Consider the following 14,817-nt stretch of genomic DNA (forward strand, 5'->3'; position numbering starts at 1 on the left):
ATGGTCCAGCCTCTGCCCTATCTGAAGGAAACCGCCTCCCAGACCGCCGGCCCCTATGTCCATATCGGCCTGGCGCCGGGCGCGGCCGGCTTCGACATCTATCGCCGCGAGCTCGGCTGGGAGATCGCCGGCCCGGACGTGCCCGGCGAGCGCATCCGCATCGAGGGCCTCGTCTATGACGGCACCGGCGCGCCGGTGAAGGACATCCTGCTGGAAGCCTGGCAGGCCGACGCCAACGGCATCTACCCCCACCCCGAGGATCCGCGCCATGGCGAGGTCGCGCCGGGTTTTCGCGGCTGGGGCCGCATCATCACTGATTTCGACAGCGGCCTCTGGAGCTTCGAGACGATCAAGCCGGGGCCCGTGCCCGGGCGCAACAAGCGCATCATGGCGCCGCACATCAACCTCTGGCTGGTCTCGCGCGGCATCAATATCGGCCTCAACACGCGGATGTATTTCGAGGACGAGGACAACGCTGCCGACCCTGTGCTGAACTTGGTCGAGCAGGAGAGCCGCCGCCAGACCCTGATCGCCCGCCGCACCGCCCCTGGAACCTATCGTTTCGACATTCGCCTCCAGGGCGAAGGCGAGACCGTCTTCATGGATGTCTGAGCGATGTCGCAACCCTGCATCATCTGTGTCGCCATCACCGGCTCGCTCCCGACGAAGGCGAACAACCCGGCGGTTCCGATCACCATCGCCGAACAGATCGAGAGCACGCATGAGGCCTTCGAGGCCGGCGCCAGCATCGCGCACTGCCATGTCCGCGACGACGAGGGCAAGCCGAGCTCGGACCCCGAGCGCTATGGCCGCCTCAAGGAAGGCCTGGAAAAGCACTGCCGCGGCATGATCGTCCAGCTCTCGACCGGCGGCCGCTCGGGCGCGGGGCAGGCGCGCGGCGCGATGCTCTCGCTAAGGCCGGACATGGCGTCGCTGGCGGTCGGCTCGAACAACTTCCCGACCCGGGTCTACGAGAACGCGCCGGATCTGGTCGACTGGCTCGCCGCCGAAATGGCGGCCCACGGCGTCAAGCCGGAGATCGAGGCCTTCGACCTCTCGCACATCCTCAAGGCGCACGAGATGTGGAAGCGCGGCCAGATCGTCGAGCGCCCTTACGTCCAGTTCGTCATGGGCGTGAAGAACGCGATGCCGGTCGATCGCGACGTGTTCGACTATTACATCCACACCGTGAAGCGGCTGTTCGGCGAGAATGTGCCCTGGTGCGCCGCCGGCATCGGCTCGAACCAGATCGTGCTGAACGAATGGGCGATCGCCGCGGGCGGCCATGCCCGCACCGGCCTGGAGGACAATGTGAGGCTGGACCGTGAACGGCTCGCGCCCTCGAACGCCGCGCTGGTCGAGCGAGCCGCTGATCTCTGCCGGACCTATGGCCGCCCGGTCGCGACCTGGCAGCAAGCCCGGGAAATCCTCGGCATCCCGCTGAAGGCCTGAGACTCCGCCGTGCCCGGGGCCTAATGCCCTGCAGCGTCTGTGGCGGCGATCACCGCCGCCACATCCGTGACGACGCAGACATTCTGCAGCGCGTAGTTGACCGAGGCCGTGTGCCATTCGGCGTTCATCGTCGAGCAGGCATCCTCCGGCACCACCATGAAATAGCCCTTGTCGGCGCCGGTGCGGGCGGTGTGCTCGATCGACATGTTGGTCCAGGCGCCGGTGACGATGACGATGTCGCGGCCAAGCGCCTTCAGCACCGTCTCCAGCCGGGTGCCCTCCCAGGCGCTCATGCGCTGCTTCTCGACGATATGGTCGCCGTGCTGCGCCTCCAGGCCGGGGACAGGCGCCGCGCCCCAGGTGCCGCGCACCAGCGCCTTGGCGTCGGCAAGACCCTCGAACAGTGGTGCGTTCATGGTCACGCCGGGCGCGCCGGCCTCGACGATGAACCAGACATGGATCACCGGGATGCCGCGCGCCCGCGCCGCCAGCGCCAGTCGCGCGCCGTTGGCGATCGCGTTCTGCTGGCGGCAATGCTCCGGCGAGCCCGAGCTGGCGAAGGCGCCGCCCTCCATCACCACGTCGTTCTGCATGTCCTGGATGATCAGGGCGCAGCGCGACGGATCGAGCCGGTAGCCGCCGGCGGCCTTCTTCGTGCCGTTTGCCGAGATGGAGGCGGCGGAATCGACGTCTGACCGCGCTGCGGCTGCGCGGTCACGGCTCGACGTCCCGGCGCCGGCATTGCTCGCTTTCATATAGGGCTCGATGCGCGGCCCGATTTTGGTCTCGACCGCGTAGAGCGAATGGCTCGCGGTGAGGAAGAGCGTGCGCCAGTCCAGTCCGCCCCAGGTCAGGTTGCCGACGAGCTCGGGCACGCGCAGCTTGCCGATCAGCTCGCCCCTGATCGAGTAGACCCAGACGCCGCCGGGGCCGGTGACCCAGACATTGCCCTGCGCATCGCATTTCATCCCGTCGGGGACGCCGGGCTCGGTCCCGACGATGCCGGTGGCGAAGATGCGGCCGGGACCGAGCCGGCCATCCGGCAGGGTATCGAAGACGCGGATATTGTGCTGGACGGTGTCGTTGACGAAGAGCCGGTCTTCCGTGGGGCAGAAGCAGAGCCCGTTCGGCTGGTCGAAGAGATAGCGATCGACCAGGAGCTGCGGCGCTCCGCCTTCCGGCGGAATGCGGTAGACGCCCTGGAAGCCGAGCTGGCGCGGCCGCTCGACGCCGAAGACCGGCATGCGGCCATACCAGGGGTCAGAGAAGTAGATCGACCCGTCCGACTTCACGACGACGTCGTTCGGGCTGTTGAGCTCCATGCCCTCGAAATGCGAGGCGATGACCTCGCGCCGGCCGTCCGGCCGCTCGCGCACCAGCGAAGAGGTCGCGTGCTCGCAGACGATCAGGTCGAGCGCGGCATCATAGGTCATGCCGTTGCATTTGTTCGCCGGCCGCCTGACCTCGCGCACGCCGTTCTTGTCCCAGCGGCGGCGCACATCGCCCGGCATATCCGAGAACAGGAGATGCTGCTCCTGCGGATGCCAGATCGGACCCTCGCAGAACTCGAAGCCGGTGCCGAGCTGGCGCACCGGCGCCCAGAGGTCGATCAGGTCGGCGAAGCCGGGCTGGACAGCGACATGCGTGGTCATGGTGCCGGCCCCCGTCAGGCCGCGAACCAGTTGCGCGCCGGCGGCGACTGCGCGACTGGGCCAGGCACCGCCATGTCCATACGGCCGACGACCTGGCCATGGGCGATCTTGGCCGGCTTGTCGTGCACCGGCAGCAGGAAGGCGCCGTTGGCGAGCAGCTTCTTGATCGCCGACTTCTCCTCGCGCTTGGAGACGCCGTGGTTGCCGGTGGTGCGCGGCTCGTTGGCGTGCAGCTCGTGGAAGGGCGACACGATCTGGTCGTTGAAATCGTAGATCACGTCGCCGCAGATGATGGCGCGCCCTTCATTGGTGTCGACATGGACGTTCATCGAACCCTCGGTATGGGCGCCGGCGGCTTCCAGGTAGCAGCCGGGGAAGAGCTCGATCATTCCCGAGAGTTCGAGGTCCTCGAAGCGCAGCGCATCGCGCGTGTGCAAACGGTCGATCAGGTGCTTGATGTCGGGCGCCGGATATTGCGGGTGCATCAGCCCGGACACCGAGTATTCGAGCTCGCGCCGGTTGACGAGCACCGTCGTGTTCATCGGGAAGAGCTCGTCCTTGCCGGCATGGTCGATATGGAGATGGGTGTGCATGACATAGCGCACATCGCCCAGCCGCACGCCGTGCTTGGCGAGCTGGTTCTCGATCATGTTCTCGTGGAACTGGAGGCCGCGCATGCCGAGGCTCTCCATGATCTGGTTGTGGCGGTAGCCGGTGTCGACCACCACCGGCCAGGGCCCACCAAGGATCAGGAAGCCATAGGTCGGCACGCGGCGGGTGCGCCCGCAATCGCGGCCGAGCACGAGGAAGCTCGATTCCAGCTCGATGTCGCCGTAGTCGAGAATCTTGATTTCGAGGGCCATGAACGTCCTCCCCTTTTGATTATTGGCCGAGGCGGTAGACCCGCCTCGCGGTGTCGTTGAACACGGCTTCCTGCGCCGCTTCCGGCACCGCGGCGCGATGCGCGGCGATCAGCTCGGCGTAGCTCGTCCAGAGCTTCTCGATCGGGAAATTGGAGCCGAACAGGCAGCGCTCGGGGCCGAACAGGGCAAGCGTCTCGCCGATGATGAAGGCGATTTGCTCGGGATCGTTGCGGCGCAGGAAGGTGCCGAGGCCGGAAAGCTTGCTGGTGATGTTGGGCTGCGCCGCGAGTAGCGTCATGCCCTCACGCCAAGCGGCGATGCCCTCCGGCGACAGGTCCTCCAGCATGCCGGCGTGCTGCAGCACGAACGTCACGCTCGGGCAGGCGGCGGCGAGCTCTGCCGCGCCCGCCATCTGGCCGGCGAAGACCTGGAGGTCGAAGCTGAAGCCGTAGTCGGCGAGCCGCACGACATTGGCGATCAGTCTGGGATCGCGGGCGAGATCGGGCCCGCTGGCGAAGCGGTAGAGCGTGTTCTCGTGCCAGTGCAGTTGCATGCGCACGCCGCGCACGCGGGCATTGCGGGCGAGCTGGTCGAGCTGCGGGCGGACATCGTTTGCGAGCATGTCGGCATAGGCGACGATGGCGATCGGGAAGCCCGATTCCTCCGAGGCCTGCGAGACGTAAGCCACCTCGTCGAGATAGCGATCAGTCGCCCAATTGGCCTGGACATAGACGGCCTCGGTCACGCCCGCGGGCCGGCAGTCGCCGAGATATTCGGCGATCGGATAGTCGCGCCGGATCGGCTCGTAGGGGCCGAAGATGCGCGGCTGCATCGGGCCGAGCAGCCAGGGCAGATCGGCCTGCCGCCAGATGTGGAAATGGGAATCGACGAGACCGGTCATGCCGCCAGCGAGCCTCCGAGTGACAGGATGTGCCGGCAGATCCGCGCCGTGCTGCCGCCGTTCGACAGGCTGGCAAGGCGCGGCGCGATCAGCCGGAGCGCTTCGGTCTCCGGCCGGTAGCCGGGATCGGCCGCCAAGGGCGTCAGCCAGTCGATGCGGTGGGCGCGCTGCGCCAGCCTCGCGATCGCCGTGACCAGCGCGGAGGGATCGCCGCGTTCGAGGCCATCCGAGAGCACGACGACGACCGCGCCGCGCGCGTAAGCAGCGAAGCGCGGCACGGCGAGGAAGGCTTGCAGCGCGTCGCCGATACGGGTGCCGCCATCCCAGTCGGCGACGAGTCCGGAGGCTTCCGCAAGCGCCTGCTCGCGGCGCTTGCGCCGGAGCGCCCGCGTTACGCGGGTGAGGCGGGTGCCGAAGGTGAAGACCTCGACCTGGCGGGTCGCATGGACGATGGTGTGCGCCAAAGCGAGATTGGCGTCGCTGCGCTGCTTCATCGAGCCGGAGACGTCGATCAGCAGCAGGATCGGCCGTGGCCGCGTCTCGCGCTTGAGCCGCTTCAGGCTCATCACCTCGCCGTCATGGCGGATCGCATCCTTGAGGCTGCGGGCGAGGTCGACCATCGGCCCGCGTCGCGCAGCCCGGTGGCGATAGCCGCGCCGGCGGGGCAGGGCGGCCGGCAGCGCCCGGCCGAAGCGGCGCAAGGTCTCGCTGTCGTCAAGCGGCTTAAGCTGGCGGATCGACAGGGCTTCCGCGCCGGTCGCGGCCTGGCCGGTCTCGTTGGCCTCCTCGCCGATCAGCACCTCGCGCGAACCGGCATCCTCCTGGATGGACATGTCCTCGTCCGGCGCGAAATCATCGTCGCCGGGCTCGGCCAGGGCGCCGCCGAGGAAGTGCAAGTCGAATAGGGCATCGAAGAGCGCGCGCTGCTCGGGATGGGGCGCAAGCGTCGCAAGCGCGGCCTTGCGGATGTGCTCGACACTGCGCGGGCCGAGCAGTTCGATCGCCATCAGGAAGCTGGTCGTCTGCTCGGGCGCGGCCGCGATGCCGTGCTCACGCAGCAGCGCCGGGAAAGCGACGAAAAGCCGGGCTGCGGCAGGAAGTGGCGCGATCATGCCGCCAGCCCCGGGATGAAGAGCGGCAGGCGAGGGCGCAAATGGGCGAGGTCCTCCTCGTCCTTGATCGCCGCGCCGAGCGAGCGGCGGAAGGCTTCCGGCCAGGGTGCCCCGCTCTGGGCCAGCGCCGTCGCGGCCTCGGCCCAGTCTACCGCCTCGGCGACACCCGGCGGCTTGGCCAGCGGTTCCTGCCGCAGCAGGCCGACCGCATGGACGACTGCGCGAGCCGTGCTCTCGGCAACGGCCGAGGAACGCAGCATGATGATCTGCGCTTCGCGCTCGGGCTCGGGATAGGCGATGTAGTGGTAGACGCAGCGGCGGCGCAGCGCCTCGTGCAATTCGCGGGTGCGGTTCGAGGTCAGGATCACCACCGGCCGCTCGGGCGCGCGCAAAGTGCCGCGCTCGGGGATCGAGATCGAGAAATCCGAGAGGAATTCGAGCAGGAAGGCCTCGAATTCATGGTCGGAGCGGTCGATCTCGTCGATCAGCAGCACGACCTGGTCCGGCCGCCGCAGCGCCGTCAGCATCGGCCGCTCGATCAGGAAATCGTCGCGGTAGATGTCGAGCTGCTCGCCGTCCTTCGCCTGCCGGATGGCGAGCATCTGGCGTGGATAGTTCCATTCGTAGAGCGCGGCGGCCGCATCGATGCCCTCGAAGCATTGCAGGCGGATGAGCTGGCGCCCGAGGATGCCGGCGAGCGCCTTGGCGGCCTCGGTCTTGCCGACGCCGGGCGCGCCCTCCAGCAGCAACGGCTTGCCAAGCGCGAGCGAGAGGTAGCCGGCCGTCGCGATGCCGTCATCGGCGAGATACATCGCCGCCTGGAGGGCCTCGGCGAGGTCCTCGGGGCTGGAGATGCCGGCGACGGTCGTCCTCAGCGCCATCGCGTCACCGCCAGTTGACCGGGCCGCCGCGGCGCGGACCGGGCTTGGCGCCACCATTGGCCTTGATCCCACGCAGGATCTTCTCGGGCGTGATCGGCAACTCGTCGACCCGGACGCCGACAGCGTTGTAGACGGCGTTGGCGATCGCCGGCAGCACCGGGTTGGCGCACATCTCGCCCGGACCCTTGCCGCCGAACGGCCCGTCCGGCGCCGGCCGCTCCAGCACGGTGACGTGATAGGGCGCGATGTCGCCCGGCCCCGGCATCAGGTACTCGTTGAAGTCGCGCGGGCCGTGGTCGGGGCTGGGATAGTACGGCTCCGGCGTCTCATAGAGGGCGTGGCTGATGCCCATCCAGGCTCCGCCGACCAGCTGCTGCTCGACCATGCGCGGGTTGATGACGCGGCCGAGCTCGTAGGCGCTGGTCATCCTGAGCACCTCGACCTCGCCGGTCTCGTCGTCGACGCTGACATCCGCGACGAGGCAGGCATGGGCGAAGGCGGTGTTCGGGTTCATCTCGCCGGTCTCTGCATCGACGGCCGAAAGCGGGATCAGGAAGATGCCGCGCCCGGCGATGGTCTTGCCTTGCTTGAACTGCGCCGCCTGCGCCGTCGCCTTGACCGTGATGCTGCGCGAGGGCGCGCCGCGGACATGGATGTTGCCGCGCCCGTCGGTGACGAGGTCGGCGGCATTGACCTCCAACTCCTCGGCCGCGGCTTCGAGCAGCACGCCGCGGGCCTCGCGGGCGGCGACGATGATGGCGTTGCCCATGCGGTGGGTGCCGCGCGAGGCGAAGGAGCCCATGTCGTGCGGGCCGGTGTCGCTGTCGGCGGTGTCGACATACACATCCTCGATGGGCACGCCGAGCGTCTCTGCCGCGATCTGGCGCGAGACCTGCTTCATGCCCTGGCCGAGATCTATCGCCGAGAGCGCGACGGTGAACTTGCCGTCCGGGTTGGAATGGATCAGCGCCTGGCTCGGATCGCCGCCCAGGTTCATGCCGATCGGGTAGTTGACCGAGGCCATGCCGCGGCCTTCGTGACGGGCCATCTCAGCGCCTCCTCGTGCCGAAGACCGACGAGAACCGCACCGCGCCATGCTGGGTCTGCGCGGGTGCGGCCGGCGGTGGCGAGGCAGGCAGCGGGCTCGCCGGTTGATGGACGGGCGCTGGCGAATACGAACCGGGCGGCTGATAGGGCGGCGGCGCAGGCTGATAAGCCGGAGGTGGCGGCGCTGCCGGCCGCTGCGGTTCGTAGCGCGGCACCTGCGTCGGCGCGGCGCGGCCGTCGCGGGCGCCTTCCATCACCGGCTGCTTGCTCGGCGCAATCCTTGTCGTGCCGGCCGGCAGCACCTGCGTCACCGGCCCATTGCGCGAGTCGGGCCGGCCGATCTGGCCGCGGGCGTCGAGCTGGGTCGCCGGGATCTGCGAGCGCTCGCCGGCGCCGCCGCCGAGCAGCGAGGAGGCCCGCTTGGCCTGCTCGGAGAGCGGCCAGTTCGCCTTCTCGGCCGCGACCTGCACGCATTCGACCAGCGCCGTGTTCTTGGCGGCGCGCCGATGCGGTTTCATGTCCCCGTCGCGATAAGCGTTGAGGATCCGGAACTCCATCGGGTCCATGTTCGCGGCCTCGGCGAGGCGGTCCATCTGGACCTCGAGCGCGAAGTCGACCGCGGTGACGCCGAAGCCGCGCATCGCGGTCGAGGGGCAGCGATTGGTGTAGGAGACGTAGATGTCGGAGGCGACGTTGGGGATCCAGTACGGCCCCGGCACATGCGCCGTGCACTTGATCGCGGCGTAGCTGGACAGGCGCGTATAGGCGCCGGCGTCGAAATAGCTGCGGATATGGCGGGCAACAATCCGCCCGTCGCGCATCAATCCGTCCTTGATGTAGATGCGCTCTGCCCCGCGCGGCGAGCCGTAGAGCATCTCCTCCTCGCGATCGAGCACGAAGCGCACCGGGCGGCCGGTCAGCATGGCGCCGAGCACGGCGAGCGGCTCGGTCAGCGAGTCGACCTTGCCGCCGAAGCCGCCGCCGACCGTGCCGCCGATGAAATGCAGCTGGTTCGACTCGACGTCGACGATCTTGGCGGTCGTGCCCAGCGCGAAGAACAGGCCCTGGGCGCAGGAGTGCACGACATACCGGCCGTTCTGTTCGGGCGCCGCGATCGAGCCGTTGGTCTCGGTCGGCGCATGCTCGATCGGCGACATCTGGTAACGATGTTCCATCACGATGTCGGCGCCGGCGAAGCCGCGCTCGACATCGCCGAAGCGCAGCTTCTGATGGTCGAAGCGCTCGTGATATTCGAAGTAGTTGCCGGGATAGGTCTCGTTGACCACCGGCGCGCCGGCTTTCAGCGTCTCCTCGACATCGAACACCGCCGGCAGCGGGTCATAGTCGATACGCACCAGCTTGCGGGCCGCCTGCGCCTGCGCCTCGCTGTCGGCGAGGATCGCGACGACCGGCTCGCCCTTGTAAGCGACCTTGTTCACCGCCAGCGACGGCTCGTCGTCCTTGCCGAAATTGATCAGGCTGAGCAGCGTGTTCTTGTTCACGGGCACATCGGCGCCGCGCAGCACGCGCTTGACGCCCGGCGCGCGCTCGGCCGCCGAGGTATCGATCGCGCGGATACGGGCATGGTGATGCGGGCTGCGCACCACCTTGAGATGCAGCATGCCGTCGAAGGCGTGATCGTCGAAGAAGCGGGTCCGCGCCGTGACATGGCCCGGCATGTCCTGGCGCTGCACGCCCTTGCCGACGACGTTGAGATTGTCGTCGCGCTCGTCGGCGAAGAGGTCCTTGCGCATCTCCATCGTTGTCATGGCGACCTCCCTCAGGCTCGGCGCGCGCCGGGCGCGTTCGCCGCGGCGAGGATGGCGGCGATGATCGGCTCGTAGCCGGTGCAGCGGCAGATATTGCCGCTGATCGCCTCGACGACCTCCTCGCGGCTTGGCTGCGGGTTCTTCGCCAGCAGCGCCCGCGCCGCGGTCAGCATGCCCGGCGTGCAGAAGCCGCATTGGGCGGCGAAATGTTCCATGAAGGCGTCCTGCAGCGGGTGCAGGTTCGGCCCATCGGCCATGCCGGATGCGGTCTCGATCTGGCGCCCCTCACAGGACACTGCGAGCGTCAGGCAGGCGAGCTGCGGCTCGCCGTCGACGAGCACGGTGCAGACGCCGCAGGTGCCCTGGCCGCAGCCATATTTCGGGCCGAAATCGCCGAGCCCGCGCCGGAGCGTGTCGAGCAGGTTGCTCGCCGGGTCGACGAAGGTGGCACGGTCGCTGCCGTTGAGGCGGAACTGGAGCGGGAGCTTGGCCATCGGCGCCTCCTCAGCGCGGCTCGCCGGCGAGCAGCCGGCCGAGATGGACGGGGAGGATCTCGCGCCGGTACCACTCGCTGGCGATCGCGTCGGTGGCCGGGCGGCAGCCTTCGAGCGCCGCCTGCTTCGCCAGCTGGATCGCGGTGTGGTCGAGCGGCTTGCCGTCGAGCGCCCGCTCGACGCCGCGGGCGCGGATCGGTGTGGGGGCCATCGCGCCATAGGCGACGCGCGGCTGCGCGACGCGGCCGCCCGACAGCGGCAGATGCGCCGCGATCGAGAGCAGCGAGATGCCCTTCGGCTTGACCCTGCTGATCTTGCGGAACTGGAACTCGGCCGGGTTCTGCGGCCGAGCGAACTGCACCGCCGTCACCAGCCCCTGGCCGCCGCGCTCGCGGGCGCTGAGGAACTCCTCCAGCGCCACCGCCCGGCCCGAGCCATAGCCGGACTGCAGCACGACCTGCGCATCGAGCGCCAGCAGCGCCACGGTGAAGTCGCCATAGGGCGCTGCCGCGAAGAGATTGCCGCCGATCGTCGCCATCGTCCGGACCGCCGGCCCGCCGATGGCGCGCGCCGCGGCATGCAGGCAAGCGAGATCGCGATTGGCCAGCACCATCGCCATGGTCACGCCGGCGCCGAGCTCGACGCGGGCGCCGCCAGCGCTCATCTGGCGGAAGGCCGGGTCGGTGACACGCACCAGCGTGCCCTCGGTCAAACGGCCCTCGTTGACGTCGCGCATCACGAGGGTCCCACCGCCGATCAGCAGCGCCTGGCGGTCGCCGGAGAGGATGCCGGCGGCTTCCGAGAGGCTGGCGCAGGTTCTGAGATCGAGCATGTCAGGCCTCCTCGCCGACGATCGCCGGCAGGCGGCGCACCGCCTCGATGCCGTTGGTGTAGACCTCGTCACCGACGAGCCGGGCGAGCTCGGCCTCGCGTCCGGGCGGCGTGGTGAAGCGGCTTTCCCAGTGCCAGAAGCTGCGATTGCCGTCGGTCACCGGCAGCAAACGGACATGGGCGACATAGTTGAACAGCGGGATCGGCGTATCGAGCAGGCAGTAGCTGAAGGTCATCTCGAGGTCGGAGAGGGTCAGCAACTGCTCGCGCAGCTCGCTGCCGTCGCGCAGCACGAAGCGCCTGATGCAGCCTACTCGGTCGGACGGGTAGGCGCGCTCGATCTCGCTCCTCGCCACGATCGGGTGCCAGCGGTCATGCCCGTTGAAGTCGCGCAGGACCGACCAGAGCCGGTCCACCGGCGCATCGATGATCGTGCTGCGGACCACATGGGGCATGGCTATCCCCCAAAGGCGCGCTTGAGGGCGTCGAAGCCGCCCTGGAAGACATTGGTGCCGATACCGGCGACGAGCTCGGCTTCCTTGTCGGGCGCGCAATCGAAATCGGCCGACCATTCGATGAAGGTGCGCTCCTGGTCGGTGATCGGCGTCAGCCTGAGCGTCGCGACATAGTTGGTCAGCGGCATCGGCGAATCCAGGATCGAATAGGTGCAGAACATGTCGTAGTCGGAGAGGCCGAGCAGCTGCTCGCGCAAGCGATCGCCGCTGCGCAGCGAGAAGGCGCGGATGCAGCCGACCTTGTCGGCCGGCTCGCCATTCTCGATCCGGCTCTCGGCGATGCGGGGATGCCAGTTCGGCAGGCCGTTGAAGTCGCGCACCCGGGCCCAGACCTTGGCGGCCGGGGCGGCGATGACGCTGGAAACGTAGACGCGGGCCATCTGTCAGCGCCTCACGACTTCTTGCCGGAGCCGGAGCGGTTGCCGCCGCCACCGTCGGGAGCGGGATCGCCGCCATCCTTGGGCTTGGCCGGCTGCGCTTCCTTGGCGACGCGCTGCATGTCGGAGGCCTCGCGCATCAGCCCGCCCATCTTGGCGAGATTGCCGCCCTCGATGCCGATTTCCTTCAGCACCTGGTCGATCATCGGCGCCTGCACGCGGTAGCGCAGCGCCGACTCGATGACCTCGTCGGTGGGCGAGCGTGCCGCCCCGCCTGTGCCGCTCGCTCCCGCCCCGCCGGCGAGCCCGTCGACATGGAGGATGCGGATGCCCTCGATCTTCTCCATCGGCTTGACGCTCTCGCGCACGATACCCTCGATCTTGTCGAGCAGGCGGCGACGGAACAGCCCGTAGCGGGCGCCGTCGCTGAGCACGTTCTCGGCCTCGTAGAGCAGCTTCTGCGCCTCGGCCTCGACGGCGCGGCGCACCTTCTCGGCTTCGGCCGCGATGCGCGCCTCCTCAGCAGCCTTCTCGGCAAGCAGTATCTCGACAGTCTTGCGCCGCTGGGCGCTCTCACTCTCGCGGACGGTCTTGACCTTCTCCTCGGCCTCGACCGCCTTGGCGCGGGCGATCTCGGCATTGGCCTGCGCCGCCGATTCCTCCAGCGACTTGGCATAGAGCGCGATCGCCTTGTCCATGGCAGCGGACTCGACCTCGCGCTCGCGCTCGATCTCGAGCTTGCGCAATTCGCGCTGGCGGCCGATGCGGGCCTCGTCGAGGCCGCGATCAGAGGAGATGCGGGCCCGCTCGACCTCCTCGTTCGAGGCGATCTGCGCTTCCTGCAGCGCCTGATTGCGGGCGATCTCCAATTGCTCAAGCGCGCGGCGGCGCTCGATCCGGACCGCTTCCAGCGCCTGCTCGCGGGCGATGTCGACGGTCTCGACCTGCTGGCGCGCCGTGATCTCGGCCTGGCGCAGCGCCTTGTCGGCGTCGGTACGCTCGACCTTCTTGGCGGCGAGCACGATGGCGCGCTCTTCCTCGGCGACCTCGACCGCCTTCTTCTGGGCGATCTGCAGCATCTCGCGCGTCTTGCTGGAGTCGATCCGCTCCTTCTCCAGCCCGAGCTCGGTGGCGATGCGCTGGCGCTCGACCGCGTCGCGGCGCTTCAGCTCGGCGGCGTCGAGATCGGCATTGCGCCGGATCTCGAGCTCCTTCGTCGCGAGCTCGGCGGCGATGCGCTCGGCCGCAACGACCTTCTCCTGCGCGATGCGGGCGGCTTCCGTCGCCTCGCGCGCCGAGATCTCGGCCGTGTCGATCGCCTGGTTGCGGGCGATCTCGAGATTGCGGACCTCCTCGTCGCGGCGGATGCGCTCGGCCGAGACGACCCGTTCCTGGCTGATCCGCGCCTTCTCGACCGTCTCGCGGGCGGCGATCTCGGCGGCGTCGACCGTCTCGGTGCGCCCGATCTCCAGAAGGCGCTTGCGCTGCTCCAGCGCGATCCGGTCGGCCGTGATCACGTCTTCCTGGGCGATGCGGGCCTTCTCGACTGCCTCGCGTGCCGCGATCTCGGCCTCGTCCAGGGCTCTGTTGCGGGCGATCTGGAGCGCACGGACGCGCTCCTCCTGCACGATGCGCGCCGACTCCACCGCCTCGCGCGCCGCGATGTCCTCCTGGTCGAGCGTGCGGGTACGCTCGATCTCACGGTTGCGGACCTCCTGCTCGCGGGCGATGCGCTCGGCATTCACCGCGGTTTCCTGCAGGATGCGGGCCTTCTCGGTCGCCTCGCGCGCCTCGATCTCGGCGGCCTCCAGCACCCTGGTGCGCTCGATCTCCTTCTGCCGGATCTCGCGCTCGGAGGCGATGCGGGCGGCGTTGATCGCCTGCTCGTTGGCGATGCGCGCCTTCTCGACCTGCTCGCGGGCCGCGATCTCGGCTTCCTCGACGGCTTGTGTCCGTGCGATCTCCTGCTGGCGGATCTCCCGTTCCGAGGCGATGCGCGCCTCGCTGATCGCGCGCTCATTGGCGATGCGCGACTTCTCGATCTCCTCGCGCGAGGTGATCTGCGCCTGCTCGGCCTCGGTGTCGCGGACGGCGCGCTCGCGGGCGACCTCGGCGCGCTGCATGGCGCGCTTGATCTCGATCTCGCGCTGTTGCTCCAGCCGGGCCGCCTCGCTCTCGCGCTCGATGTCGAGCGCCTGGCGCTCGGCTTCGAGATTGCGGGTGCGGATGCGGATCATCGAGTCCTGCTCGATGTCGTTGCGCAGCTTCCGCTTGTCCTCGATCTCCTCGATGATCCGGGTCAGGCCGGCGGCGTCGAAGCGGTTGGACGGGTTGAAATATTGCAGGTCGGTCTGGTCGAGGTCGGTGAGCGCGACCGATTCCAGCACGAGGCCGTTCTGGTCGAGCGCCTCGGCGGCGGCGTCCTTGACGCGCTGGACGTAGGTTCCGCGCTTCTCATGCATCTCCTCCATCGTCATCTCGGAGGCGACGGTGCGCAGCGCCGAGATGAACTTGCCGGAGAGCAGCGCATTGAGCTGGTCCGGCTGCAGGGTGCGCCGGCCGAGCGTCGCGGCGGCGACCGAGACCGACTGCCGCTCCGGCTTCACCCGGACATAGAACTCGGCGTCGATGTCGACGCGCATGCGGTCGCGGGTGATCAGCGCATCGTTGTTCGCCCGCGTCACCGCGAGCTGCAGCACGTTCATGTTGACCGGCGTGACGTCGTGGATGATCGGCAGCACGAAGGCGCCGCCATTGATCACGACCTTTTCGCCGAACAGGCCGGTGCGGACGAAGGAGACCTCCTTCGAGGAGCGGCGATAGAGCCAGTTCACCAGATAGACAACGATGGCGATGACGATCACCGCCACGATCAGCCAGAGGATCAGCGATCCGATCAGTTGCCCGGTCATGTCAGCATCCT

14 protein-coding genes are annotated in these 14,817 nt (G+C 68.7%); 2 read left to right on the plus strand and 12 right to left on the minus strand.

Going from position 1 to position 14,817, the window contains the following annotated elements; genetic code table 11:
* Both pcaG and BMZ69_RS25575 read left to right on the plus strand, forming a co-directional pair.
* On the plus strand, positions 1–612 hold the full coding sequence (gene pcaG / locus BMZ69_RS25570) for a protocatechuate 3,4-dioxygenase subunit alpha (protein WP_092162208.1): 612 nt from the start codon (positions 1–3) through the stop codon (positions 610–612).
* Positions 613–615: 3 nt separating this feature from the next.
* Positions 616–1,452: a 3-oxoadipate:acetyl-CoA acetyltransferase gene (locus BMZ69_RS25575; RefSeq protein WP_092162209.1), complete on the plus strand. Its 837-nt coding sequence runs from the start codon at positions 616–618 to the stop codon at positions 1,450–1,452.
* Positions 1,453–1,472: 20 nt separating this feature from the next.
* On the opposite strand, the gene BMZ69_RS25580 is transcribed toward BMZ69_RS25575, so the two are convergent.
* From BMZ69_RS25580 to BMZ69_RS25635, 12 genes are read right to left on the minus strand one after another with little or no spacing between them, the layout of a single operon-like run.
* Positions 1,473–3,104 (minus strand): isochorismatase family protein, encoded by a 1,632-nt coding sequence (locus BMZ69_RS25580; protein WP_092162210.1) that lies wholly within the window; start codon positions 3,102–3,104, stop codon positions 1,473–1,475.
* A gap of 14 nt (positions 3,105–3,118) precedes the next feature.
* A complete protein-coding gene (locus tag BMZ69_RS25585) occupies positions 3,119–3,967 on the minus strand; it encodes an MBL fold metallo-hydrolase (protein WP_092162211.1) in 849 nt (282 codons plus the stop codon).
* 19 nt (positions 3,968–3,986) lie between these two features.
* The gene (locus BMZ69_RS25590; protein WP_092162212.1) at positions 3,987–4,868 is read right to left on the minus strand and encodes an amidohydrolase family protein; all 882 of its coding nucleotides are present in this window, start codon (positions 4,866–4,868) and stop codon (positions 3,987–3,989) included.
* On the minus strand, positions 4,865–5,980 hold the full coding sequence (locus BMZ69_RS25595) for a vWA domain-containing protein (protein WP_092162213.1): 1,116 nt from the start codon (positions 5,978–5,980) through the stop codon (positions 4,865–4,867). The genes BMZ69_RS25590 and BMZ69_RS25595 overlap by 4 nt, the downstream gene beginning before the upstream one ends.
* Positions 5,977–6,861 (minus strand): AAA family ATPase, encoded by an 885-nt coding sequence (locus BMZ69_RS25600; protein WP_091839380.1) that lies wholly within the window; start codon positions 6,859–6,861, stop codon positions 5,977–5,979. Before BMZ69_RS25600 ends, BMZ69_RS25595 begins: the two co-directional genes overlap by 4 nt.
* Positions 6,862–6,865: 4 nt before the next feature.
* A complete protein-coding gene (locus tag BMZ69_RS25605; RefSeq protein ID WP_092162214.1) occupies positions 6,866–7,909 on the minus strand; it encodes a xanthine dehydrogenase family protein molybdopterin-binding subunit in 1,044 nt (347 codons plus the stop codon).
* Between the two features lies 1 nt (position 7,910).
* Positions 7,911–9,677, minus strand: a complete 1,767-nt coding sequence (locus BMZ69_RS25610; RefSeq protein WP_244543541.1) for a xanthine dehydrogenase family protein molybdopterin-binding subunit — start codon at positions 9,675–9,677, stop codon at positions 7,911–7,913.
* An 11-nt stretch (positions 9,678–9,688) separates the two neighbouring features.
* Entirely contained in the window at positions 9,689–10,171 is a 483-nt protein-coding gene (locus BMZ69_RS25615) for a (2Fe-2S)-binding protein (protein ID WP_092162216.1), read from the minus strand.
* Between the two features lie 10 nt (positions 10,172–10,181).
* Positions 10,182–11,003, minus strand: coding sequence for an FAD binding domain-containing protein (locus BMZ69_RS25620; protein ID WP_092162217.1), 822 nt, complete (start codon positions 11,001–11,003; stop codon positions 10,182–10,184).
* Between the two features lies 1 nt (position 11,004).
* A complete protein-coding gene (locus tag BMZ69_RS25625; protein ID WP_092162218.1) occupies positions 11,005–11,457 on the minus strand; it encodes an SRPBCC family protein in 453 nt (150 codons plus the stop codon).
* A 2-nt stretch (positions 11,458–11,459) separates the two neighbouring features.
* Positions 11,460–11,897 carry an SRPBCC family protein gene (locus tag BMZ69_RS25630; RefSeq protein WP_091838493.1) on the minus strand — a complete coding sequence of 146 codons (438 nt, stop codon included), beginning with the start codon at positions 11,895–11,897 and terminating at the stop codon, positions 11,460–11,462.
* Between the two features lie 11 nt (positions 11,898–11,908).
* On the minus strand, positions 11,909–14,806 hold the full coding sequence (locus BMZ69_RS25635) for a flotillin family protein (protein WP_092162219.1): 2,898 nt from the start codon (positions 14,804–14,806) through the stop codon (positions 11,909–11,911).
* Between the last annotated feature and the right edge of the window lie 11 nt (positions 14,807–14,817).

Source organism: Allobosea sp. CRIB-10 (genome assembly GCF_900112185.1).
Classification (GTDB): Bacteria; Pseudomonadota; Alphaproteobacteria; order Rhizobiales; family Beijerinckiaceae; genus Allobosea.